Source organism: Streptomyces sp. NPDC026377 (assembly GCF_055567715.1).
This window is the reverse complement of sequence record NZ_JBVHPV010000018.1, coordinates 1-25,432: the sequence shown is the minus strand read 5'-3', so window position 1 is coordinate 25,432 and position 25,432 is coordinate 1. Positions and strand designations below refer to the sequence as shown.

The window sequence follows — 25,432 nt, the reverse complement described above, 5'->3', positions numbered from 1 at the left end:
GTGGTCATCCGGAGGCGGGCCGCAGGGCGGCGGCCAGCGCCGCGCCGATGCGGGCCATCGGCTCCGGCTCGGTCATCTCGTAGTGGCCGCAGGGCACGGCGTGGTCGGTGAGGACGCCGCTCACGTACGGGCGCCAGCTGTCGGCCTTCCCGGCCGCCAGCGACACATCGGACGGGTCGGCGGCGGCTGATGTGTCGCCGGCGGCCTCGGTGGCGCTGAAGAAGAGCACGTCGCCGTGGAACACCTCGGGGGCGAAGCCGCCCGCGATGGCGAGGTTGTTGCGCATCACCCGGGCGATCGCGAGGGCCTCCTCGCGGGTCACCGGCGAGGGACCGCGCTCCGCGCCGTCCTCGCCGATCAGCCGGAGCACCTCCTCGACGTCCGCCCCGCCCTCGGGCATCTCCAGCCCCGCGACCCGCACGAGCAGGGACGCCACCTGGCGTTCGGCCGCCGCCGCATCGGTGCTCTCGGCCCCGGTCAGCGGCGCGTCCAGCATCGCCAGCAACTCGACTTCCTCGCCCTGGCGTTGCAGCGCGATGGCCATGGCGTGGGCGACGAAGCCGCCGTAGGACCAGCCCAGCAGCCGGTACGGGCCGTGCGGCTGCACCTCGCGCAGCCGGGCGAGGTAGGAGCCGACCATCTCCTTGGCGTCGGCGGCGGGCGGTGCCGTGCCGTCCAGGCCGTGCGCCTGGAGGCCGTACACCGGCTGCCGGGCGCCGAGATGGGGCAGCAGCCCGGTGTAGCGCCAGGCGATGCCCGCGCCCGGGTGCACACAGAACAGCGGGCGCTGGTCGCCGTCGGCGCGCAGCGCCAGCAGCGGCGCGAACGCGTCCCGCCCGGCGGCGCCCGCCCGCCCGGCCAGCGCCACGAGCCCCGCGACGGTGGGCGCGGACAGGAACGCGGCGGCCGGGACGTCCAGGACGCCTTCCGCGCGCATCCGGCCCGCCAGCATCACGGCGCGCATGGAGTCGCCGCCCAGGTCGAAGTAGTTGTCGTGGACACCGATGCCCTCGATGCCCAGGGCCTCCTCCCAGTGCCCGGCCACGGCGCGCTCCCGCGCGGTGCGGGGCGCCGCGTACTCGGTGGTCAGATACGGCCGGGGCGTGCGGCCGGAGACGCTCTGCCCCTGCGGCTCGTCGTGCCGCGCGGCGGGCGCCCTGGCTCCGGGCGCCTCGATCCAGTGGCGGCGCCGGTCGAAGGCGTACCCCGGCAGCGGCACCCGGCGCGGTTCGCGCGCCCGAGCGGGGCCGGTGATGTCGGCGGGCACGCCCGCGCTCCACAGCCGGCCCAGCGCCTCCGCGAAGACCTGTCCGTCGGGGCTGGCCGCCTTGGCGTGGCGCATGGTGGGCACCGTCGTCACGGGTGCGTCCCCGAGCCGGGCGGCGGCCAGCTTGGCGAGGCCGTCGCCGGGGCCGATCTCGACGAAGAGCGGGTTGCCGCGCTCCCACAGAGCGGCCACGCCGTCCGCGAACCGGACCGTGCGGCGGGTGTGGTCGAGCCAGTGCCCGACGCTCCTCGCCTGTTCGTCGGTGACCCAGGTTCCGGTGACGTTGGTGATGTACGGGATGGTGGGCGCCCGCAGCGTCACGGTCCGCAGGGCGTCCGCGAAGCCGGGCAGGATCGGGTCCAGGACGTGGGAGTGCGCGGCCGCGGGCATCCGCAGCCGGCGGAAGGCGACCCCGTCCGCGAGCAGCCGTGCCTCCAGCGCCGCCACGGCCTCCTCGCGCCCCGCGACCGTACAGGCGGCCGGTCCGTTGACGGCGCCCAGCGACAGGTCGCCGGTGAGGTAGCCGCGCAGGGCCTCCTCGCCCAGGGCGACGCCGACGGTGGCGCCCCCCGCCGAGGTGATGAGCCGGATCCGCTCCGCGGCCAGCGGCAGCATCTCCTCCAGGGTCATCACCCCGGCGAGCGTGGCGGCGGTGTACTCGCCCAGCGAGTGCCCGATGAACGCGGCCGGTTGTACACCGTGTTCCATCAACGCGGTGGCCAGGGCGTATTCGGTGACCACCAGGGCCAGGAAGGCGTCCACGCCGCCGGGTTCGGTGTGCTCGTACAGCGCGGTGCGCAGATCACGGCCGGTCACGGGCCGCAGCACGGCGGCGCAGCGGTCCACGGCGTCCCGGTAGACCGGCAGCTCCCGGTAGAGCTCCGCGCCCATGCCGATGTACTGGGTGCCGCCGCCGGGCAGCAGGAAGGCCACCGGCGGGGCCTCTTCGCCGCGCACCTCGGCGGGGGCCTGGAGCGGGTGCAGCAGGACCCGCGCGGCCTGCTCGGTGCTCCGCGCGGCCACCGCGGCCCGGTGGGGCATGGCGGGGCGGTCGACGCGCAGGGTGTGGGCGACGTCGGCGAGGTCGAGGCCGGGGTGTGCGGTCAGATGGCGGCCGAGGTTCGCGGCCTGGCCGCGCAGGGCACCGGGGGTGCGGGCGGAGAGCGGCAGGACGTGCCACCGCTCGTCCTGCTCGCGGATCGGCGCCGCGGCGGGTGCGGTGGCAGGTGCCTCCTCCACGATCACATGGGCGTTGGTGCCACCGACGCCGAACGCGCTGACGGCGGCCCGGCGCGGCGCGGCCCCGGAGGCCCACTCCTCAAGCGCGGTCGGCACCCGGAACGGGCTCGTCGCGAAGTCGATCAGCGGGTTGGGCCGCTCGAAGTGGAGGGTCGGCGGTATCTGCCGGTGCTCGAGCGCCAGCACGATCTTGATGAATCCGGCGATCCCGGCGGCGGCGCCCAGATGCCCGATGTTGCTCTTGACCGACCCCAGGGCGCAGAACCGCTCGCGGTCACTGCTCTCGCGGAACGCCCGGGTCAGGGCGGCCACTTCGATGGGGTCCCCGATCCTGGTGGCGGTGCCGTGGGCCTCCACGTAGCCGATCGAGTCGGCGTCGACGCCCGCGGCGACCTGGGCGGCGAGGATCGCCTCCGCCTGGCCCTCGGTGCTGGGCGCGGTGAACCCGACCTTGCGGCGGCCGTCGTTGTTGATGGCCGAACCCCGCACCACCGCGCGGATGCGGTCGCCGTCGGCGAGGGCGTCCTCCAGGCGCTTGAGGACGACCATGCCGACACCGTCGCCCGAGGAGGTGCCCGCCGCGTCCGCGGCGAACGCCCGGCAGCGGCCGTCCGGAGAGAACGGCCCGTCGGGCACGTGCCGGTAGCCGAGCAGCGCCGACGGGTTGAGCGACGCGGCCCCCGCCAGGGCGACGTCGCAGCGGTAGTCGATCAGGTCCTGGCAGGCGGTGTGGATCGCGACGAGGGCGGTGGAGCACGCCGTCTGGAGGGAGAGGCTGGGCCCGGTGAGCCCCAGTTCGTAGGAGATACGGGTGGCCAGGGTGCCCAGTGAGTTGCCGGTGGCGGCGTGGACCAGGGCCACCGAGGCGCTCTGCCCGGCGAAGCGGGGGTGGACGTGCCCGGGGTAGTAGCGGCTGTCGCCCGCTCCCGCGTACACCCCCACCTGGAGGTCGCCGTGTCCGCCCGCGTATCCCGCCTCCTCCAGGGCGTGGTAGGCGCACTCCAGCAGGAGGCGCTGCTGCGGGTCGACGACCTCGGCCTCGGCCGGGCTGTAGCCGAAGAAGGCGGAGTCGAAGCGGTCGATGCCCTCGACCACCGAGGCCATCCGCACCAGGTCGGGGTCGGACAGGTGCGCGGGGTCGCCGCCCGCCGCGAGGAACTCCTCGTCGGTGACGGGCCGGATCGACTCCCGGCCGGCCGCCAGGTTCTCCCAGAACTCCTCGACCGTGTCGGCGCCGGGGAAGCGTGCCGCCATGGCGACGACCGCGACCGCCGTCTGGGGCCCGTACTCCGGCCGGTCTGTCTCATCCATCGTTGCGGGGTCCTTCGTGCTCGGTGTGCGGGGTGTTCGGGGCGGGGCGGCGGGCGGCCCGCGCGGCCCGCTGGCGCTCGGCCCGCTGCCGTACGCGGTCGAGTCCGGTGGGCGGGGCGCTGCCCACCGCCGTCGGTGCGGTATCCGTGGCGGTGGTCCCGACGCCGATGGCGGTGAGGTGGCGGGCCAGGGCCCGGACGCTGGGGTGGGTGAACAGGTCCACCACGCTCAGCTCGCAGCCCAGCTCCTCGTTGACCGCGCCCTGGGCGCGGACCAGGAGCAGCGAGTGGCCACCGAGGTCGAAGAAGTTCTCCTCGGCACCGACCCGGTCGCGCTCCAGGACACGGCACCAGATGGCGCTGAGGATCTTCTCCAGCCGGCGCGGCCCCTCGGCCGGGTCGTCACTCCCCGGTGCCTCGGCCGGGGAGGAGCCTGCCGCGCGCAGCACCCAGTCGCCGCCCGCCCCGGCCGCCTCGGCACACGTCGCGGCCGCCGTGTACAGCGCGCCGATGTCCGCGTCGTCCTCCAGGGCCACCCGGCCCGCGAGGCGGTGCACCGGGCGCGGTGCCGCCCGGACGTGGCCGCGCACCCAGGGCAGCGACCGGTCGGTGCCGATCAGCAGGTGCGGCTCGTCCAGTGTGCGGGCCAGGTCGAAGGAGCGCAGGGCGGCGGGGGCGTCCAGGACCCGGTAACCGCGCGCCTCCGTCAGCGACTTGAGTCCATAGCCCTCGCTCATGCCGAGCTCGTCCCACATGCTCCAGGCCAGGCTCTGCGCGTCCAGACCGGCGCCGCGCTGATGGGCGGCGAGGGCATCGAGGAACGCGTTGGCGGCGGCGTAGGAGCTGCTCATGGAGCCGCCGAAGTAGCCGTTCACCGAGGAGAAGGAGACGAAGGAGCGGACCGACCGCTCCTGGGCGAGGCGGTGCAGCACCCAGCCGCCGGTGACCTTGGCGGCGAGCGCCGCCCGCCACTCGTCCAGGGAAAGATCGGCCACCGCCCGCTGCTCGAAGCGGCCCGCCAGATGCACGATCCGGCCCAACGGCAGCGACCAGGCCGCGCTCGCCTCGTCGGCAACGGCGCGCAGCGCGTCCGGGTCGGTGATGTCGGCGCTCGCGTACCGCACTTCGCCCAGCTCGCGCAGGCTCCGGTACGTCTGGATGCGGCGGGCGAGCGGCCCGCCTTCGGCGAGGTGCTTGTCCCAGGCGTCCTCGTCGGGCAGCTGGGTACGCCCGACCAGGAGCAGCCGGGTGCCGGGGGTCTTCAGCAGGTGCTCGGCGAGGCGTCCGGCGACCCCGCCCAGACCGCCGCTGACCAGGCAGAACCCTTCGACGGCGGGCGCGGGGGCACGAGGCGGCGGGTCGGGCAGGGGGGTCAGACGGCGGATCCAGCGCTGCCCGTCGCGGAAAGCCACCTCGGCGTCGGCCACGGGAGCCGCGGCCTCGGCGAGCAGCACCCCGGCCCGCTCGCCGGCGCTGCCCCCGGGCGCCAGGTCCACCTGGACGGTGCTCAGCCAGGGCAGCTCCTCGCGCAGGCTCTTGAGGAGCCCGCCGACGGCCCCGTGGGCGTAGGAGGCGCGCTCGTGCGCACCCACCGCCTGGCAGCCGGCGCCCACGAAGTACAGGGCGACCCGGCGGCCGTCCTCGTGACGGGTGGACAGGGCCTGAGCGAGGCAGAGCAGCGCGTCGGCGCCGTCGCGCTGGGCCTCAAGGAGATCGTCCACGCTCTCCGGCTCACCGCTCCCGTCGCCGAGCGCGCCCAGATGCAGGACGGTCTGCACGGGGCGGTCGTCCGCCGCGAGGGCGTCCAGCAGGCGGCCGTAGTCCTCGGCGGCATCGACGCGCACCCGGTAGGAGGCGGCGTCGCTCCGGGTGAACTCCGCACCGGCGGTGACCACCGTGCACCGGCCGCCGCCCCGGCGCAGCAGGTCCGCGACGGCGTCCGCCACCTCGGCGGCCGGGGTGTGGCGCCCGGCCAGCACCAGGGTGTGGCCGCCCGGCGCGGCCGGGGCGTGGACACGCTCGGCGCGCTGCCACACCGGGCGCAGGAACCAGTCCGGCACGGTCGCGGTGCTGCCGAGCAGGATCTCCGAGGCCTGGGCGACCGGGTCGAACTCGCCCGCCTCGAACCGCTTGCGCAACTGGGTGCGCTGGATCTTGCCGATCTCCGTCTTGGGGATCACGGCCGCCTCGACCGGCATCAGATGCGCCGGGCTGATGCCGATCTCGCGGGTCACCTTGCCCCGGATCGCCCGCAGCGCCCGCTCGGTGTCCGTGCCCTCCTCCAGGTGGAAGAAGAGCGCGAGCTCGTCGGTGCCCGCCGCCGGGTCGGTGCGCACCGCGCAGGCCGCGGTGAAACTCCGTACCACGAAGGGCAGTTCCTCGACGCAGGTCTCGATCTCGTGGCTGTAGTGGTTGACGCCGTTGACGATGATGACGTCCTTGGCGCGGCCGGTGATGTAGAGCTCGCCCGCGCGCAGGAACGCCAGGTCACCGGTCTCGAACCAGCCCTCGGGGGTGAACGACTCGGCGTTCACCTTCGGGTTGTCGTGGTAGCCGGAGGTCACGGTGGTGCCGCGGACCTGGAGCCGGCCCGCGGTGCCCTCGGCGACGACACGGTCCTGGTCGTCCACGATCCGCATGGCGAAGCCGGGGTAGGGCAGCCCGCAGCTGACGAACGCCTCCTCCCCGGGCAGCGGTTCGGCCGCGAGCACGGTGTCGGTGACCACCGACGACGTCTCGGACATGCCCCAGCACGGGTGCATGACGTCCTGCGGCAGCCCGAACGGCTTCATCACCTCCAGCCAGCGCCGGGCGGTGGCCGCGACGACGACCTCGCCCGCGTTCATCACCAGCCGCATCGGGGAGAGGTCCCAGGGCCGCCCGGACATACGGTGTGCCTGCTCGCTGACCAGGCCGAAGGCGAAGTTGGGCGCCCAGGTGACGGTGGCCCGGTGCCGGTGCGCCAGATCCATCCAGCGCAGCGGGTCCTCCAGGATCCAGGAGGTCGGCGCGTGCACCTGGCGGCAGCCCAGATAGACGTCGCGCAGATGGAACATGACCACACCGGTGACGTGGTCCAGCGGGATCCAGTTGACCGAGACGTCGTGCTCGGTCAGGGAGTTGAGGGTGGCGGTGGCCGCGGCCCGGGTCAGCACGTTGCGGTGGCTGAGCCGGACCGCCTTGGGCAGCCCGGTGCTCCCCGAGGTCAGCAGCATCAGCACCGCGTCGTCGGGCCGCGCGGGGTGCCAGTCCTGGTCGGGCGGTCCGGCGCGCAGCGCGTCGGTCGTGGTGAGCCGCAGCCCCTGCCACTCGCGCCGCCGCGCCAGGTCGCGCAGCCCCTCCTCACCCGGGGCGGAGGTGATCACCCAGGGGCGGTGCAGCATCTCCCACACCCCCTCCAGCTTCGCCACGGGCGCCGAGGCCGTCGCGTACGAGACGGGGACGGTCAGCGGTACGGTCACGAAGCCGCCCAGGACGCAGCCCCACAGCGTGGCGAGGAAGTCCTCGGTGTCCTCGCACTGGAGGATCACCTGGTCGCCGGGGCGCAGCCCGAGCTTGCGCAGACCGCCCAGGACGCGGGAGGCCTCCTCGATCAGCGAGGCATAGCTGCGCCGGGTCTCGCTGCCGTCGGCACGGACGTGGACGACCTCGGCGTGGGGGCCGCCCGTGGCCGCCCGCCGCAGCGCCTCGGCCCAGCTGCCCACCGTGGGCTCCGGCAGCTCGGGCCCCTCGCTGAGCGCGGGCACGGCGGTGGCGGCGCTGTCACCGGGTGAGTGCGCGGGGGCGTCGGCGCGTACGCCGGAGGAGCCGACGTAGAGCCGGCCGAGCGGCTCGGTGATCTCCTCCAGGGCCACGGTCGCCGCGCGCACGCCCGGCAGGGCGGCCAGGCCGTGCTCCCACCGCTCGGCGGCCTCGGTGTCGATGAAGGGCAGCCGGCCGAGGGCCTCGGTGTCCAGGGTGCCGTCGGCGTGCCTGGGCAGATCGCTGACGGCCGCGATCCGAGGGGCGGGTGCGGAGTCCGTTGCGGTGCGCCGCAGGGTGCGGGCCGCCTGTTCGGCGGCGGCGGCCCGGGTCGGCACGGCGAACACGGCCGCCCGGCCGTCCGCATCCCGCACGGCGACCGCGTCGCGCAGATCGCCCCGGGCGAGCAGCGCGCGCTCCAGCTCCGCCGCGTCGAACGCCGTGTCCGCCGGCTCCTCGGACCCCGTGGCGCGATCCGGGGCGGGCAGCGCGCCGAGGCGCACCCCGGGGTCGTCCGCGACAGTGGCCAGGAGCGCGTGCAGGGCGTGGGCGGCGCGGTCCACGGTGGTGTGGTCGAACAGGTCGGCGGCGTACTCGATGTGGCAGACGAGTCCGTTCGCGGAGCCGTCCTCGCCGCGGTGCTCCACCACGTCCACGAACAGGTCGAACTTGGCGGTGCCGGTGGCACTGGGCCGCAGCGGCGCCTCGTTGCCGCCCAGCCGCAGCACGGCCTCGGTGTTGTTCTGCAGGGCCAGCATGACCTGGAAGAGCGGGTGGCGGGCGGGCGTGCGGGGCGGGTTGAGCTCCTCCACGAGCCGGTCGAAGGGGAGGTCCTGGTGGTCGTAGGCGGCGAGGTCGACGTCCCGTACGCGGGCGAGCAGTTCGCGGAAGGTTGGGTCGCCGGAGGTGTCGGTGCGCAGGACCAGCGAGGTGGCCATCAGGCCGATCAGGTCGTCCAGTGCCTCGTCGGCGCGTCCCGCCACCGGGGTGCCGATGGGGATGTCCGTGCCCGCGCCCCAGCGGGTGAGGAGGGCGGCGAGGGCGCTTTGCAGCACCATGAACAGGCTCGCGCCGCTCTCGTCGGCGAGCCGCAGCAGCGCGCGGTGCGGACCGGGGGCGACGTCGAGGGTGAGATGGGCGCCCCGGCGGGCCGGGGTCTGGGGGCGGGGCCGGTCGGTGGGGAGCGGGAGCTCCACCGGCAGACCGTCGAGCGCCTCCTTCCAGAAGGCGAGCTGACGCCCACTCAACCCCTCGTGTCCGTCCGTCCCTTCGAGCAGCGCGCGTTGCCAGAGGGTGTAGTCGGCGTACTGGACGGGCAGTTCGTCCCAGCCCGGGTCGCGGCCCTCGGCGCGGGCGGCGTACGCGGTGGACAGGTCCTCGGCCAGCGGGCGCAGCGACCAGCCGTCGGCCGCGCTGTGGTGGAGGACGACCACCAGTGTCCGGGCCGCTCCCGTCCCGTAGAGACCGGCCCACAGCGGCCGGTCCCGGGTGAGGTCGAAGCGGTGTCCGCGCGCCAGGGCGACATACGCCTCCACCTCCCGCGCGGGACAGTCCACGACGTGCAGTACGGGACGCGGGGAGCCGGGCGGGTGTATCTCCTGGCGCGGGGCGCCGCCGGTCTCCGGCAGCAGGGTGCGCAGGCTCTCGTGCCGGTCGGTGACGTCGGCGAGCGCCGCGCGCAGCGCGTCCACGTCGATCTCCCGCTCCATCGGGACGACCAGCGGGATGTTGTACGTGGCGGCGGCCCCGTCCAGCCGGTTGAGGAACCACATGCTCTGCTGGGTGGCCGACAGCGGCAGCGGATCCGGCCGCTCCGCGCGCACCAGCGGCGGCCTCGCCGCCCGGCCGCCCCCGGCGGGGACGCGGTCGGCCAGCGCCGCCGGGGTGGGGCGGGCGAAGAAGTCGGCCATGGAGACCTCGGCGCCGGTGGCCGCGCGCAGCCGGGTCATCAGCCGGGTGGCGAGCAGCGAGTGTCCGCCGAGGTCGAAGAAGTTGTCCTCGGCACCGACCGTCCCCTCGGACAGCCCCAGCAGCTCCTCGTAGAGGCGGCACACGAGTGTCTGGGAGCCGGAGGCCGGGGCCCGGCCGGTGGCCGCGGCGGCGAAGTCGGGGGCGGGCAGGGCCTTGGTGTCCAGCTTGCCGTTGGCGGTCAGCGGCAGCGCGTCCAGGACCACACACGCGCTGGGCACCATGTGCTCGGGCAGCGACCCGGCCAGATGGGCCCGCAGCAGCGCCGGTTCGGGACGCGCCCCGGGGGCGGGGACGGCGTAGGCCACCAGGATCCGGTCGGCCGCTCCCCGCGACTCCTGTGCCACCACGGCGGCGCGGGCCACGTCCGGGTGGCCGACGAGGAGGGCCTCGATCTCGCCGGGTTCGATACGGAAGCCGCGGATCTTCACCTGGTGGTCCGAGCGCCCCGCGTACTCCAGGGTGCCGTCGGCCGCGCGCCGGGCCAGGTCACCGGTGCGGTACATCCGCTCGCCCGGGGCGCCGAAGGGGTCGGCGACGAACCGCTCGGCGGTCAGCTCGGGGCGGCCGAGGTAGCCGAGGGCGAGTCCGGGTCCCGCCACGTACATCTCACCCACCCGCCCCGGCACGACGGGCTGGAGGCAGTGGTCGAGGACGTGGACACGCAGGTCCGGCAGCGGGGTGCCGATCACGCTGCGGCCGCGCGGGTCCTCGATCAGCTCGCGGGTGACGCGCTGATGGGTGACGTGCACGGTGGTCTCGGTGATCCCGTACATGTTGACCAGGGCGGGGGAGGCGTCGCCGTGCCGCTCCAGCCAGGGACGCAGATGCGCGGGCTCCAGGGCCTCGCCGCCGAACACCACCAGGCGCAGGGCGAGCGGGCCGTCCCCGTCGCCGGCCTCCCGGTCGGCCTCGACGAGCTGCTGGAAGGCGGAGGGCGTCTGGTTGAGGACCGTGACGCCCTGCTCGCGCAGCAGCCGCAGGAAGTCGCGCGGGGAGCGGCTGGTGGCGTACGGGACGACGACGAGCCGGCCGCCGTGCAGCAGCGGCCCCCAGATCTCCCAGACGGAGAAGTCGAAGGCGTACGAGTGGAAGAGGGTCCACACGTCGTCCGGGCCGAAGTCGAAGTGGGCGGCGGAGGTCTCGAAGAGCCGCACGACGTTGGAGTGCGGGATCACCACGCCCTTGGGGCGGCCGGTGGAGCCGGAGGTGTGGATGATGTACGCCGGGTCGCCGGGGGAGAGCGGCGCGGTGCGCTCGGCGTCGGTGAGGTCGGTGTCGGGCCGCCCGGCCAGGTCGGCTTCCAGGTCCGGGTCGCCCAGGACCAGAGCGGTGGCGCCGGTCGGGGGAAGGGCCGGCGCGGTGGCCGCGTCGGTGACGAGCAGAGCGGGTACGGCGTCACCGGCCACCGCGCGGATGCGTTCGGCCGGATAGCCGGGGTCCAGCGGCAGATACGCGGCGCCGGACTTGAGCACGGCCAGCAGGGCGACCACGAGCTCCAGGGAGCGGGGCAGCGCCAGGGCCACCACCTCGCCGGGGCCGGCCCCGCGCTCGACGAGGAGGCGGGCGATCCGGTTGGCACGGGCGTTGAGCCCGGCATACGTCAGTGAGGCGCCCTCGCAGGTGACGGCCACGGCGTGCGGGGTGCGTGCGGCCTGGGCCTCGAAGCGGGTGGCCAGCACGGCGTCGGGGGCGGTGCGCACGGGCTCGACGGGGGTGTGGACCGGGCTCTCGCCGGGGAGCAGCAGGCTCGTGCGCGCCAGCGGCAGGGTGGTGTCGGCCTCGGTGAGCTGGTCGAGCAGGAGCAGCAACCGCCTTCGGTGCTCGTCGAGTTCGGCTTCGGTGTAGAGGGCCGGGTTGGCGTCGAAGGCGATCCACAGACCGTCGCCGCCCGCGCCGGGCCGGACGCTGATCTGGAGGTCCTCGACGGCGCCGCCGGACAGATGGTGCGAGGTGGTGCGGTGCCCGCCGAAGGGCGGTTCCTCGTCGAACGGGACGAGGTTGACGACCGGTCCGTACAACCGCCGCGCCCCGCCGACGAGTTTGAGGTCGCGGCGCAGGTCCTCGGCGCGGTACTGCTGGTGCCTGCGTAAGTCGCGCAACCCGGCGGCGACCGCCGCGACCAGTTCCCCGGCCGTGGTGGCGGGGGTGACGGCCAGGCGCAGCGGCAGGATGTTGGACGCCGTGCCGGGTGTGCGCAGCGCCGTGGAGCCGAGCCGGCTCATGGTGGGCAGGCCCAGCACGATGTCCCGCTCGGCGGTGACCCGGTGCACATAGGCGGCGACGGCCGCGACCACGAGGTCGTTGCGTGCCCCGCCCAGCCGGGCGGCGGCGATGGCCAGGCGCTCGGTGTCGGCGGTGGAGAGCAGCGCGGTGCGGCGCAGGAAGGAGGCGGCGGGCGGTGCGGTGCCCTCGGTGAGCCCGGTGGCGCCCGGGGCGTCGGCGAACCGGCCGGTCCAGTGGGCACGGTCGCGGACGAACCGGTCGGAGGCGCGGTAGGCCCTCTCCTCGTCGAGCAGCCGGCTCACCGGGGCGAACGGAGCCGGGGGCACCTCCCGGCCGTCCGCGAGCGCGGTGTAGACCTCGGACAGCCGCCGGGCGACGAGCTTGTAGCTGTAGCCGTCGAGGAGGATGTGGTGGGCCCGCAGGAACCAGAAGAAGCGGTCGGGGGCCACCGTGAAGAGGGCTTGGGTGAAGAGCGGGCCCGCGCCGAGGTCGGCCGCCGTCGCCATGTCGGCGCGTATCCAGGCCTCGGCCGCCGCGCGCGGGTCGTCCGCACCGCTGACGTCCACCAGGTGCAGCGGCCAGTCGTCCCCCGTCGTCGGCGTTGCGCGCGGCCCGTCGGCCGTTTCGGTGAAGAGCAGGGCGAAGGTGCCCGCCTCACCGACCGTGCGGCGCAGCGCGGTCTCGAAGAGCGCGGTGTCCACGGGGCCGTGGATCTCCACGTACTCGGCGGTGTTGTAGGCGGCGTTCGCGGGGTCGAGCCGCTGGGCGTACCAGAGCCCCTGCTGGGCCCCGGTCAGCGGGCTACTGGTGTCCTCCTGGACAGACATGGCACCAACCCTCATTAGGCGTCTTTGACGTTCTCGGCACGCGGAAGGAGCCGGCGGGCCCTCGCCGGGAAGCCGCTGGGCGACGTTGCGCGATCCGCCCGCCGGAAGAGCGGAAATGGGCACGGGAACGGAATGGGGAATGCATCACAGGAATGCCGCCGCGGGTGCGGAACTCCGGTGAGAGCAGGCAGTGCCGTGACGGGGCGCGACCCTCCTCGGAACAGCAACCCTGCATGAGGGGAAGTCGACGGGTCAAGGGGATGATCTGCCGGGCGTGTCTTCCGACGGACCGTCAAAAGCCGCGATATTGAGCGCTGGAGGCCATTGGGTGTCATGAACACGGTGGTACGGATCTGGCCAGCTTCTGGAGTTGACCTTGCGTTGATGAACCGGCCATACCGTGCCGCGAGACCGTGCTGTTGGCAAGTGCCCCTTGGGGGAAGTCGCTGTATACGAGCGGTGGGTGGGCTCCTTCGAGAGCCGATGTTGAGCCAAATCGCCCTCCGTTCCGCAGCAGAGGGCTCCGGTCCGGTTAGTGCTCGGGGCGGTGTGGGTATTGCCCCGACTGCGGAAGCGGGCCTGTCCCGCGGCGGTTGAGGGATAGGTCACTTCACAGGCTTTCCCGAAGCCCTTGCGGGAGAATGGAATTGCGGCTTCACTGAAGCGCGATTCGGGATCCGTGCATCGGGCAATACGGCCGGGGCGCAATGGGAGAAGGATTCCGTATTCGTATGCCTGCGCCCCGCTCCCTTCAATCCGTGCGAGCGGCCTTTTCCGGGCGGCCGGGGCGCGGCCGGGCCCGGTGTACCGCCGGGAAAGGAAAGTCGAAAGGTCATGGGGATGCAGCGCAGGTTATGCCCGGTCGAAACCCTCTATGTGGCGCAGCGGAGCCGTGCCGTGCTCTCCTGCACCGTCCGCGGTGACCTCGACGAGGAGCTGCTCGCCGCGGCGTTCGCCGCCAAGGTCGCCGAGCACCCCTCGCTGCGCTGCCGGATCGCCACCGAGGACGGGATCCCCGTGCTCCAGCCGCTGGCGGCGCACGAGGTGCCGGCACTGCTGGTGCGCGACGGCGAACCCCGCTCCTTCACCGAGGAGTTCAACACCCCGCTGCCCGTCGGCGGCCCCCTGGTCCGGGCCGTCCTGCTGCGCGGCGGCGACGAGCACACCGTGATGCTCAGCGTCGACCACACCATCACCGACGGCCACAGCGCCATCGCCCTCCAGAACGCGCTGTGGGACACCTACACCAGGCTGGCCGGGGGTGAAGCGCCCGGCGCGGCGGGGGAGTGCGACGAGCAGTGGCCCGCACCCGTCTCCGAACTGCTGCCCGCCGCCTCCGCGCCGGAGGCCGAGGAGTATCTCGCGCGCCGTATCGAGCAAACCCGGCAGCGGCCCGTCGCCTTGCTGCCGTACGAGGCCGTGGGCGCCGAGCGCGCCCCCGGAGAACCCGAACTGGCGGTCGGGCGCGTTGTGTTGGAGCGCGAGGACACCGCGCGGCTGCTGCGTTTCGCGAAGGCCGAGGGCGTGTCGGTGCACGGACTGATCGCCGCCGCGGCGCTGACCGCCGTCCGCCACCGCCTCACCGGCGAGCCCGGGACGCGCACGCTCGGCTGTATGTCCCCCGTCGACCTGCGCTCCCGGCTCACCCCGCCGCTGGCCCGCGAGGTGATGGTGCCCGCGGTCACCTCCTGCCTGGACGTGCTCGACGTGGCACACGACGCCGACCCACTGGCGCTGGCCCGCCGGATCACCGAGCACCTGCACACGGCCCTCGAACGCGGCGACCACCTCCAGGAGCTCCACCTCCTGCCCCAGGTCCCGCGGCACCCCGCGCTCCTCGCCACCAGCGTCATCGTGACCAACATGGGCCGGGTCCCCGGCCCGGCCGCCCCCGCCGGCCTCGAGGTCACCGACGTACGCCTCGCCCCCGCGCGCGAGCACTACTTCCCCGAAGCGGGACGCGGCCCGGTGATGGTCTGCGTGGTCTCCTTCGACGGCAGGCTCGGCATCGAACTCCCCTACAGCGCCGGATGCTTCACCCACGAGCAGATGGAGGAGCTGCGCTCCGCCCTGCACACCTCCCTGCTCGCCTTCGCCGCCGGACGCGACGACACCGAGGGCGCGGTGGCGGTGCCCGCCTGAGATGCGCGCCGCCGACACCCGGCCCGCGCCCGCCCCGCATCCGTACGAGCAGACCGAGTCCAGGAGTACTTCCGCGGTGACCACCTTGAACGACACGCAGGCCCCCGTCACCACGGCCCTGCTGCCGCGCGCCCAGGCCGGGGACGACCGGGCCATGAACGACATCCTCCTGCACATCGCCCCCTTCGTCGGCCGGCTCTGTCTGCCGATCGCCCAGAGCCACAGCTCCGACGCCGCCCAGGAGGCCATGCTCGCCATATTCCGCGGCATCCGGGGGCTGCGCGAACCCGAGGCCTTCTACGGATGGGTCCGCGCCGTCACCGTACGGGAGGCGGTCCGCACCTCGAAACGGCTCAGCCAGGGCCCCACCGACGACCTGACCGACCGTGCCCTGGACGGCAACCCCCTGGACACCGTCCACATCTGCGACGCCATGGACCGGCTGCCCGACCACCACCGGCAGGTCCTCATGCTGCGCGCCGTCTACGGCATGAACGAGGAGGAGATGGCGCGGACCCTCGCCCTCCCCGTCGGCACCGTCCGCTCCCGGCTGCACCGCGCACGCCGCAACTTCCAGGACGCCTGGCACCAGCAGTCGGCGTGAGACGAGCGGCACCGCCCGACTCCCCGCGGACCAGGCCGCCAGGGCGACCGCCGCGAACAGGGCAGCGCGGGCGCCGGTGGCGGTGCCGCACCCGCGACACGAGCAGCACGATCAGTGCGTACGGGGTGTGGTCCGCCAGGCCCGCACCAGCGCCGCCGCCGCGAGTACCGCCCGGTGGGGTGCGGGGCGGCTGCCGATGGAGGCGGGGCCCGGTCCGGCTCAGTCCGCCAGGGGGTTGTCCGGGACGACGCCCGGACCGGGGAAGTCGGGGTCGTCCTCGGCGCGCGGCAGCGGCCGGTGCCCCTCGGACCAGTCGTTGGTCCACCCGCACACCCCACAGGCGTACCGCCCGTCGAGCCCGGCCACACGCGTCCCGCACTTGCGGCACTCCGCGTGGGTGATCTCCGGTGTCACCACCGTCGCGGGCGCCGGGGGCGGGGTGCCATGAACTTCACCCGGGGTGTCCCCGGTTGGTGAAGTGCTCATGTGCTTCTCCAGGTCTGCCGAGATTTCCGCTTCGCCACCGTGGGGGACGCGGCCGGGTGCAGCACCGTTCCCGGGGGAGCTGGACGCTTGTCCAGCGTACTGCGGCTGCGCCCGGTCCCTGAGCCGTCATGGCCGCCGGACGGCCGCCGGGGGGTGTTTCCGGCCATCGCGTCGAGCCTGCCCGTGGACCGCCGCGCTCCTCGCTAGGCTGCGACCGCCGATGCCGAGTGGGTCTCAGGAGATGAGGCGCGATGGGGTGGTCCTGGGGCTGGACACGCACGGCGGTGACGGGGATCGCCGCGCTCGGGATGGTCATGGCCCAGGGCGCGCTCGTACCGGGCGCGGCGCGGGGCGCTCCGGCCGTCGGGTACGGGCGCTCGGTGGCCGTCGCCCCCGGCGTCTCCTACCGGAGCTTCACCGTCACCGCGTCCCACGGGCTGACGCGTGGTCACCTCGTGGTGGCGGAGCTGAACAACCCCCACGTCCAGGTGGACCTCCTCACCCCCGGTGCGGTGGCCGCCCGGGAGAAGGTGACCGCGATGGCCGACGCCCGGGGCGCGGTCGCCGCCGTCAACGGGGACTTCTTCAACATCAGCGAGACCCAGCACCCCGGAGTGGAGGCCACCGGCGCCCCCTCCGGCCCGGCCGTCGCCTCCGGCCGGACGCTGAAGGCCGCCGTCCCCGACGGCCAGCGGTTCGGCCCCGCCCTGCCACCGGGCACCAGCGCCCGGGACGTCATCGGCGTCGGCCCGGCCCGCACCGGACGCCTGGACCGGCTCACGCTGGAGGGCGCGGTCGACACCCGCCGGGGCCGGCTGCGCCTGGCCGGACTCAACCAGTACGCCGTGCCGGTGGACGGGGTGGGTGCCTTCACCACGAAGTGGGGCCCGGCCTCGCGGGCGCGGGCGGCGTGCGGGACCGACGCGGTGCGCGGCGCTCCCTGCACCACGGACACGTACGAGGTGACGGTGCGGCGGGGGCGCGTCATCAGTACCTCCGACACCCTGGGCTCGGGACCGATCCCGGCCGGTACGGCCGTCCTGGTGGGGCGTGAGCAGGGGGCGTCGGCCCTGCGCGCGCTCAGGCCGGGCGACCGGGCCACGCTCGGCTACCGGCTGCGCAGTTCCCAGGGGCCGCTGGCGTTCGCCGTGGGCGGTATGCCGGTGCTGCGGGCCGGTACCCCGCTGGAGGGGCTCGACGACCGCACGGCCGCCACACGCACCGGCGCGGGGATCGGCGGCCACGGACACCGTCTCTACCTCGTCACCCTCAACGGCGCGGCCGAGAGCGACGCGGGCCTCACCCTGCCCGAACTCGCCCGGCTGCTAGCGGACATGGGCGCCGACGACGCGGTCAACCTGGACGGCGGCGGCTCCTCCACCCTGGCCACCCGTGGCCCGGACGACCCGGGCGTCGTCGTACGGAACCGGCCGCCCGGCAGCTTCGAACGCGCGGTCGCCAACGGCATCGGTGTATTCGTCCGGCGGTGAGGCGCACTCCCCGGACGCGGTTCACGTTGAACGGTCCGTCAGCGGCCGACGTAACAACGCGCAAGACCCCTACGGGAGTCGATCGCGTCACTCGTTGCCGAGGAGGGAGTCTTTTTGTGAACTGGCGAAAGCGTGCGGCGTGCCGTACTGAGGACCCGGAGCTGTTCTTCCCGTCGTACAGCAGGCGTTGCGCGGACCAGCAGCTGGCCGAGGCCAAGGCGATCTGCCGCAGATGCCCGGTGACCGCCGCGTGTCTGGAGTGGGCCCTGTCGAACAACGAGAAGCGCGGGGTGTGGGGCGGCCTCAGCGAGAACGAACTGCGCAGGCTGAAGCGGATCTCGGTGCGGTTGGACGTCGTCTGAGGCGGGGCGGCCGCCGGGCCCCGGCACAGGAACGGTCCGGGGCGCGTGAACGGCCGGGGCCCGCCACCCTCCGGTCGGCCGAACGGCCCGCGCGGTTGAACGCCCGGGGGCGCGGTGCCGTATCAACCGGGCAGTAGCGTGTCGCGTCCGAGGAGGAGCCCATGCCTTTTCGCCGTCTCCGCATGGTCGGCCGTCTCCGCCGTCGCCTCCGGGGGCCGGCCGTCTGGTTGCTCGTCGCCGTGGTGGCCGGTGGACTCGCGTACACCGTCACCAAGAACTCCACCGGTGCGCACGGCGGTTCGGGCCCGATCGGCTCCGCCGGGCCGGCCGGGGCCGCGCGGCGGGCCGACCCGGGCCGGACGCCCGGCGGCTGGCAGGACTGGAGCGTGGGGAGGTGGCTGCGGGGCGCCGCGGACTTCGTCAACCCCGTGGTGGACGAACTGTGGGGGCCGGAGCGGATGGCGGGCGCCACCGAGGGCGAGCGTGCCTTCGACGGCAGGCACATGCCCCGCGGTGTCTCCGACCCCGAGCCGGACGCCGTGCCCGCACGCCCCGTCTCCCGCCCGTACGGTGACCACGAACCCACCGCGGGCCGTCTCTTCTTCGACACACCCAAGGGCCCCGCCGCGTGCTCCGGCACCGTGGTGCGTGACCCCGTCCACCCCGGCCGGTCCAACCTGGTGTGGACGGCCGGGCACTGCGTCCACTCCGGCAAGGACGGCGGATGGCTGAGGAACATCGTCTTCGTCCCCGCTTTCGACAAGCGCGGCCCCGTGGCGGCGGACTCCACCAACAGTGCCGCGCCGCTGGGCATCTGGTGGGCGGACTGGGCGCAGACGTCCCAGCAGTGGATCGACCAGGGTACGGCCGGCGCCGGAGCGGGGGCGGCCTTCGACTTCGCCGTACTGCACGTACGCCAGGCGGCCGGGCGGACGAGGTCGCTGGAGGAGACGGCCGGGGCGGCGGCGGACGTCGGCTTCGACGCCGAGCTGTCCGGGTCCCGGAGCCCCGTCGACATCGTGGGGTATCCGGCCGGCCGCCCCTTCGACGGCTCGTCCCTCTTCCACTGCGCCGACCGGCCGGGATCGTTCTCGGTCGCGGCCGAACAGCCGGACATGTACCGCATGGGCTGCACCATGACCGAGGGATCGTCCGGCGGTGGCTGGCTGGTGCGCCGCGGTGACGGAGGACTGGTCCTCGTCTCCAACACCTCGCTCGGCTCCCGCCCGGCCGCGTGGCTCGCGGGTCCCCACCTCGGCGCGGACGCACGCCGTCTTCTGACCGAGGTGAGCGGGAGGTTCGCGGGCCGGTGATGGGGCGGGCCGAAGCCCTGGTCCGTACGCGGTTGTCGTCCCTGGGCCGAGTGCCACGGGCGCCACACCGACCTTTGCCGATCCGACGCCAAGGGTGTTCTTTCGCAACGATGGTGAACACCACAGCCGCCCCATCCGTACCTAGGACCGCACACCTTCCACCGATTCCGATCGGTTACGGAACAGATCCCAGGAGGCGGCGAGTTGACTCACAGGCGCATACCCAAGCGGCGGGCCGTGATGGCGGGGGCGGGGGCGGCGGGCCTCATCGCGGCGGCCGTACTGCTCCCACGTGCGAACGCGTCACAGCCACAGTCCGCATCCCCGCCCGGGGCCGCGAACGGAAGGACGAACACCGCCGCGGCGGCGGTCGCGGTACGCGGACTCGCCCAACAGCTCGGCGACACCTTCGCGGGTTCGTACTACGACCCCGCCAAGCAGCGGGTCATCGTGAACATCGCCGGTAACGACCGCAACGCCGACGCCCAGGTGAAGAAGGCAGGGGCGGTTCCGCGCGCGGTCCGCAACAGCGCGGCCGAACTCCGCTCGGCAGCGCACACCCTCGCCCGGACGGCGACCATCCCCGGGACCGCCTGGGCCGTCGACCCCCGGACCAACCGCATCGTGGTCTCGGCGGACCGGACAGTGAAGGGAGCGCGGTGGACCAGACTGGAGAAGGCCGTACGCGCCCTCGGCGCGGACACCGCCCGGATCCAGAAGTCGGCCGGGCAGTTCAAGGCGTTCAGCGAGGGCGGTGACGCCATCTTCGGCGGCGGCGCGCGCTGCTCGCTGGGTTTCAACGTCACGACCCAGGACGGCAGGCCGGGGTTTCTCACGGCGGGCCACTGCGGTGTCGCGTCCAAGCAGTGGTCACTGAGCGCGGGCGGAGCCCCCGCCGCCACCGTCCAGAAGGCGACCTTCCCCGGCACCGGCGACTTCTCCCTGCTCACCTACGACGACGCCGGCACGCAGGCACCCAGCGCGGTCGACACGGGGTCGGGGAAGCCGGTCGAGATCACCGGCGCGGCCGACGCGACCGTGGGGCAGCGCGTCCTGCGCATGGGCAGCACGACCGGTCTGCACGACGGCACGGTCACCGGCCTCGACGCCACGGTGAACTACCCCGAGGGCACGGTCAGCGGATTGATCCAGACCGACGTGTGCGCCGAGCCGGGCGACAGCGGTGGGTCCCTGTTCACCGCCGACGGCAACGCGATCGGACTCACCTCCGGCGGCAGCGGAAACTGCACCGCGGGAGGCGAGACGTTCTTCCAGCCGGTGACGAGCGCGTTGGCGGCCACGGGGGCGACGATCGGGGCCGGAGGTCAGGAGCAGGGGCAGAACCAAGGCCAAGGTCAGGACCAGGGCCAGGACCAGGACCAGGGGCAGGGGCAGGGGCAGGGGCAGGAAACCGGTGGTTCAGACGCCTCGGATGGCTCGGACGGTTCGGATGGCTCCGTCGGCTCCGGTGCGGGGGACGGGATGATCACCGTGAACCCCGAGCCGGGTTACGGCCGGGAATGAGCGAGAGCGGCTGAGACGGACGTGGCCACCCCGTTGCGGAAAGCTGGGCACCGGGGTGGCTACGACGTGGTGGCCGCGCGTTCCCGTCAGACGGTCGCGGGCGCCGGCGCGGAAGCCGTGGCGGGGGCGGCCACGGCTTCGGCCCCGGCGGTGGGAGCCTCGGTCTTCTCCTCCGACTTCTCGGCGGGCGCCGGGACACCACTGGCCGAGGCGCCACGGGCCGTGTAGAAGACGGAGCCCTGCTTGCGCTCGCGCTCCAACTCGCCCTTGGCGACGAGGGCTTCGAGGGTGTTGCGGACCACCTGGGGGCTGGTCTTGCGGTCCGGGTGGGCGGTGGTCAGTTCGGTGAGGATGTCCGCGACCGTACGCGGCTCCTGGTGGCCCGCGAAGAGACCGAGCACCACCTCACGCAGGGTGGGCCCACCGCCTTCCGCGCTCTTACGGGTCGACTTCTTCGCCTGGGCGGCGGCCTTCTTGGGGCTCTGAGCCGCCTTGGCGCCCTTGGCCCCCTTGGTGGTCCTGGGCTTCGCCGCCGCCTCCTCGGCCTCCTTCGCCTCCGGCTTCTGGGCACGTGCCTTGCGGGGCTTGGGCACCGCCGCGGTGGGTGTGGCAGCGGAGGCGGACGCCGCGGCGGGGGCCGGTGCCTTGGTGGTGGACTGCGCCTTGGTGGTGCGCTTGCGCGTCGCCTTGCCCGTTTCGGCCGCCGCCGACGCCTGCGCCGCCGCGCCGGCGGTGCTGACGAGGGTGTGCTGCATGGTTTGCAGCAGACCGTGGTCCCGCTCCAGGGCTTCGAGTTGCCCCTTCAGCGTCTCGAGTTCCGCGCGGATGCGTGCCTGGTCCTGCTGGTTGGCCTCCAGGTCGGCGGTGACGCGCGCCGCGTACTGGTCCTTGAGTGTGGTGGTGTCCGGCTCGTCCGCCATGAGAATTCGCTTTCCTCGTGCTGGATGTTGCCGCCGGATGCTACCCATCTCTGCGGCAACAGCACAGGTGGGTGTGCACAAGATTCACACGTTGGAGACACCGCGGGCCGCACACCGACGTCGCGGAGGCGGCGGGTTGGACACGGTTGTCGGCCCTGGGGGCGTGCGGAGAGTGCCTCTTTCCGCCCCCCGCACTTCCGTGCGCCGTACCCGAGAGGGAAACGAAGAGGTGGCGCCGGAGCGTCAAACAAGTGCACCCGAACGGGGACGGCCGAGGAGGCCGTGCGGTTACGAGGGGGACGCTGTGGGACGCAGGCGCAAGACGCGCGGATTACCGGTGGCGGTAGTGACGGTGCTGCTCACAGCGGTGTCGCTCGTGGGCCTGGCGACACCGGGCCACGCGAGTGGTGTGCGGGGTGTTACGGGGCTGGTGGCCGCGGCGGCCGCCCGGCAACGTTCGCTGTCGGAACCCGCCCTCTCGCCCTCCGCGGCTGGGTCCCTGCCCACCAAGTCCCTGGCAGCCCAGTCACCTTCAAAGGTGGTGGCACCATCGGGGCCGACCTCACCGTCCGGACCGGATACGACCACGCCTCAGCCCGGCCCCTCCGAGCCCGTCCCGTCCCGGCCCAAGCCGTCCAAGTCCACGGCACAACCCATCAAGCCCCCGCCGACCTCGCCGGTCACCCACCCTCCCGCTCTGCCGCCGCTCCTCTCGGTGGACCCGAGGAAGGTGCAGCAGGGCGGGTCCGTGGTCGTGTCCGGCAGTCGGTTCGACTGCGGGACGGACGGTGAGACACGGGCGGGCACGCTCACCCTGACCGGAGGCACAGCACCCCCGATCGCCCTCCGCACCGACGCCTCCGGCGGGTTCTCGCAGCCGGTGAAGGTGTCCGAGAAGGCGCGGCCGGGACGGTACGAGACGATCGCGACCTGCGACGGACGCCCCGCCATGACCCAGAGGAGTACCTACGAGGTGGTGGCGGCCCCGGTGGTCCAACCCCCGCTCCCCACCCCGGCCCTCACCCTGTCACCCGGCTCCGGGACGCCCGGGACGAAGGTGGAAGTCGCCGGTACGGGGTTCCTGTGCCGGAGCCCCGCCCGTCTCCTCTGGGACACGGCCGCGCTGCCCGGCTCGGGCGCGAGCACCGGGACGGACGGCGAACTCTCCGGTTCCCTCACCGTCCCAGCGGGCGCCGGTGCGGGTACGTACAGGGTGACGGCCACCTGCGAAGCCGCGCCCACTGGTGGCGGAGGCGCGGCGGGTGCTCGGCCGGTGGACGCTCAAGTGGGGGCCGCGGAAACCCTCTCCGCCTCGCAGACCTTCACGGTGCACCCACCCCCCGTCACCCGGCCGCCCACGGGGAAGTACGAGATCACCATCCATATGACGGACTACCCCGCCGCCTGCACCTGGGGGAGGATCCTGATCGGCGGCAAGGGGCTGCTCGACCCCTGGCTGGACGCGGACTCGTACAAGGGTGACGCGGCGCCGGGCCGCTGGAGGTTCATCGACCTCCACGCCTTCGTCCCCCTGGACCTGAGGGGCCATCAGCAGGTGGACCTGGACTGTCCCGGACGCGCGGTGGAACGGGCCGGGACCATCGACCTGCCGCCCGAACCCTTCACGGCGTACTACCTGCCCCAGGGCGCGCCGGCCGCCCACCACGAGGAGTCCGGGACCGGCGTCCTGCCCAAGCCCGTCCTGCCGGGGATCACACCGCTGCCCACCGCTTCCACCCCCTCCGCCTCGGACGCGCCCGACCGCGGTCCCACCGCCTCGCACGACGACGGGGCCGGGCCCGGGCCGTCCCCCGGACCCAGCGGATCCCCGAAACCACCCGACGGGGACGGGAAGGGCGGGCACCACGGCCGCGCGGTCGGACTGGTGGGCAGTATGCGCACCCCGGCGGAGGTGTCCTGGGCGCTCAGGGACATCGCGGCGTCGGTGGGTATGGCCGCGTGGTTCCTGCTGCTCGTGCTGCTCCTTGAAAAGGCCTTCCCCTCGCAGTTGGCGGACAACGCGCTCAGCCGCTGGTGGCGCCGACGCCGGGCGGAGCGGCAGGTGTCGATGAGCGCGGCCCGGCTGCCGGACTGGGTCCGGATGGGCTGCTTCGCCCTGCTCGGTGGGGCGCTCGTCGTCTGGGCCGACGCCACCGCCCACTGGAACGGATCCACCGCGGGCAAGGTGCTGGGAGCGGCAGTGGGCACCCTGCTGGTCCTGGTGACGTACGAGAAGACGAAGGACTCCCTGCTGCGCCCCGGGCGGGGCGGTATACGGGCCGAGCTGAGGGTGGTTCCGGCCGGGCTGGTCATCGCGGCGCTGATGGCGGCGCTCTCGCGCGGCCTGGCGTTCCCCGTGCCGTACGTGTACGGCCTGGTGGCTGTCTACATGGTGCTCGGCACCACACCGCCCGCCCCGGGTCCCTCGCGCCACACCATGCCGAAGGGGCAGGCGGTGATGATCGGAGGCAGCTGCGTCCTGAGCGCCTCCCTGCTGGTGTGGGTCCTTGGCACGCCTTTGGTCGAGGCGGGTCGTACGGCCCGGCCCGACGGCCTGCACCACGCGCTCGCGTGCACGGTGGGGCTGATGGTCGTCGGCGGTATCGAGGTCGTGGTGTTCGGCATGCTGCCGCTGTCCGGCATGGACGGAAGCGCCCTGAAGAGCTGGAGCAAACCGGCGTGGTACGGCCTCTACCTGATCGCCCTGACGCTGTTCTTCCACGTCCTGCTGAACTCGGTACACCCCGGCCTCGGCCCGGGATTCGTGGTCTCGAAGGATCTGCGGTGGTGCACCCTGGCCATCGCGACCGCCCTGTTCCTGGCGGCCTGGTTGTTCTCGCTGGCCCTGCGCAGGCACGTGGCGAGGCTGGAACGCGGGACGGCGGCGGTGGGCTGAGTGCCGGAGCGGGGGTGGACGCGGCGCTCGGCGACGGGCCCGCACCGCACACCCACCGCGCCGCACACCCACCGCACCGCACACCGCGCCACCGCGACAGCCGCCGCGCCACCACAAGCGGCCACGTCCCCGGTCGGTGGTAACGGCGGTTGCCCAGGGTTGACGCCCGGTCCGAGCAGGGGGCCGGTCGTCCGTCGGCGCGACGCGTGACGCGTGGCTCTGTTACAGAGCGGCGGCGCGGCCGAGTGGGTGGCGTACCAACGCTGGGGAGTTGACATAAGGAGTAGTTACGGAAATGTCCTGAATTCGTAAAAAGCGTCGGGTCGGCGGGCCTTGATCGATCCGGCGGGACAGAGTGTGGCTCCTCGGCACCAGCCGGGAACCTGGCCCGCCCCGTCACCGGTCCGACCAAAGCCTGTCCGGGGCTTGTCCTTGAGAGAGCACGCACATGACTGCTTCGCGTACCAACCGCCGTATCCTCGCCACCGCCCTCGCCGCGGGCACCCTGATCGGGGCCGCCGCCCTGCCCGCCGCGGCGGACGGCCACCACCGGCACGCCGACCGTTCCACCGTGGTCATCGGCCAGGTGCAGTACAACAGCCCGGGCCGCGACGACCGCTCGAACCGGAGCCTCAACGGCGAGTGGGTGGAGGTCATGAACACCGGGCGTCACGCCGTCAACCTGCGCGGCTTCACCCTCACGGCGAGCGACGGCGCCCGCTACCGCTTCCACGCCATGCGCCTTGAGGGCCACTCGGCGGTCAAGGTCCACACGGGCATGGGCCACGACACCAGCCGCGACGTCTACCAGGACCGCCGCGACTACGTCTGGGACAACCACCGTGACACCGCCACCCTGCGCAACGACAACGGCCGGGTCCTCGACACCGCCATGTGGGGACGCGGTCACCACGAGGGCCACCGTCACCACTGACGCCTGTCGGTGACCGCCCCCGCGAGAGGGGCGGTTCACCGCTCGCGATCCCGCACCACGGCACTCTCACACCCGCGCGGGGGGGGGGGGGGGGGCGGGCCCCCCGCGGCGGGGGGCCCCCCCCCCCGGGGGGGGGGGGGGGGGGGGGGGGGGGGGGGGGGCGCGGCGGCGGGGGGGGCGCGG

At 73.8% G+C, this 25,432-nt stretch carries 12 protein-coding genes; 8 read left to right on the top strand and 4 right to left on the bottom strand.

The genetic code is table 11. The features are described from left to right. Positions 1 to 4 precede the first annotated feature (4 nt). Positions 5 to 3,817, bottom strand: coding sequence for a type I polyketide synthase (locus tag ACZ4MU_RS28955; RefSeq protein WP_467882139.1), 3,813 nt, complete (start codon positions 3,815 to 3,817; stop codon positions 5 to 7). Continuing rightward, a complete protein-coding gene (locus ACZ4MU_RS28950) occupies positions 3,810 to 12,578 on the bottom strand; it encodes an amino acid adenylation domain-containing protein (protein ID WP_467882137.1) in 8,769 nt (2,922 codons plus the stop codon). The genes ACZ4MU_RS28955 and ACZ4MU_RS28950 overlap by 8 nt, the downstream gene beginning before the upstream one ends. A gap of 834 nt (positions 12,579 to 13,412) precedes the next feature. Here ACZ4MU_RS28950 and ACZ4MU_RS28945 point away from each other — a divergent pair. Next, on the top strand, positions 13,413 to 14,720 hold the full coding sequence (locus tag ACZ4MU_RS28945; protein WP_467882136.1) for a phthiocerol/phthiodiolone dimycocerosyl transferase family protein: 1,308 nt from the start codon (positions 13,413 to 13,415) through the stop codon (positions 14,718 to 14,720). 76 nt (positions 14,721 to 14,796) lie between these two features. Beyond that, positions 14,797 to 15,324, top strand: a complete 528-nt coding sequence (locus ACZ4MU_RS28940; RefSeq protein WP_467882134.1) for an RNA polymerase sigma factor — start codon at positions 14,797 to 14,799, stop codon at positions 15,322 to 15,324. A 219-nt stretch (positions 15,325 to 15,543) separates the two neighbouring features. Here ACZ4MU_RS28940 and ACZ4MU_RS28935 read toward each other — a convergent pair whose 3' ends face one another. Continuing rightward, on the bottom strand, positions 15,544 to 15,810 hold the full coding sequence (locus ACZ4MU_RS28935; RefSeq protein WP_467882132.1) for a hypothetical protein: 267 nt from the start codon (positions 15,808 to 15,810) through the stop codon (positions 15,544 to 15,546). A gap of 251 nt (positions 15,811 to 16,061) precedes the next feature. On the opposite strand from ACZ4MU_RS28935, the gene ACZ4MU_RS28930 reads away from it, so the two are divergent. The 4 genes from ACZ4MU_RS28930 to ACZ4MU_RS28915 all read left to right on the top strand — a co-directional run bounded on the left by ACZ4MU_RS28930 (position 16,062) and on the right by ACZ4MU_RS28915 (position 20,499). Continuing rightward, on the top strand, positions 16,062 to 17,300 hold the full coding sequence (locus tag ACZ4MU_RS28930) for a phosphodiester glycosidase family protein (RefSeq protein WP_467882130.1): 1,239 nt from the start codon (positions 16,062 to 16,064) through the stop codon (positions 17,298 to 17,300). Between the two features lie 116 nt (positions 17,301 to 17,416). Further along, a complete protein-coding gene (locus tag ACZ4MU_RS28925; RefSeq protein WP_467882129.1) occupies positions 17,417 to 17,662 on the top strand; it encodes a WhiB family transcriptional regulator in 246 nt (81 codons plus the stop codon). 161 nt (positions 17,663 to 17,823) lie between these two features. Further along, positions 17,824 to 18,975 carry a trypsin-like serine peptidase gene (locus ACZ4MU_RS28920; protein ID WP_467882128.1) on the top strand — a complete coding sequence of 384 codons (1,152 nt, stop codon included), beginning with the start codon at positions 17,824 to 17,826 and terminating at the stop codon, positions 18,973 to 18,975. 204 nt (positions 18,976 to 19,179) lie between these two features. Beyond that, positions 19,180 to 20,499, top strand: coding sequence for a S1 family peptidase (locus ACZ4MU_RS28915; RefSeq protein WP_467882127.1), 1,320 nt, complete (start codon positions 19,180 to 19,182; stop codon positions 20,497 to 20,499). An 86-nt stretch (positions 20,500 to 20,585) separates the two neighbouring features. On the opposite strand, the gene ACZ4MU_RS28910 is transcribed toward ACZ4MU_RS28915, so the two are convergent. Further along, positions 20,586 to 21,419, bottom strand: coding sequence for a hypothetical protein (locus tag ACZ4MU_RS28910; protein WP_467882125.1), 834 nt, complete (start codon positions 21,417 to 21,419; stop codon positions 20,586 to 20,588). 541 nt (positions 21,420 to 21,960) lie between these two features. Between ACZ4MU_RS28910 and ACZ4MU_RS28905 the strand changes: the two genes are divergently transcribed. Further along, the gene (locus ACZ4MU_RS28905) at positions 21,961 to 24,315 is read left to right on the top strand and encodes an FGLLP motif-containing membrane protein (protein WP_467882124.1); all 2,355 of its coding nucleotides are present in this window, start codon (positions 21,961 to 21,963) and stop codon (positions 24,313 to 24,315) included. Positions 24,316 to 24,763: 448 nt separating this feature from the next. After that, positions 24,764 to 25,249: a lamin tail domain-containing protein gene (locus ACZ4MU_RS28900; RefSeq protein ID WP_467882122.1), complete on the top strand. Its 486-nt coding sequence runs from the start codon at positions 24,764 to 24,766 to the stop codon at positions 25,247 to 25,249. Positions 25,250 to 25,432 lie beyond the last annotated feature (183 nt).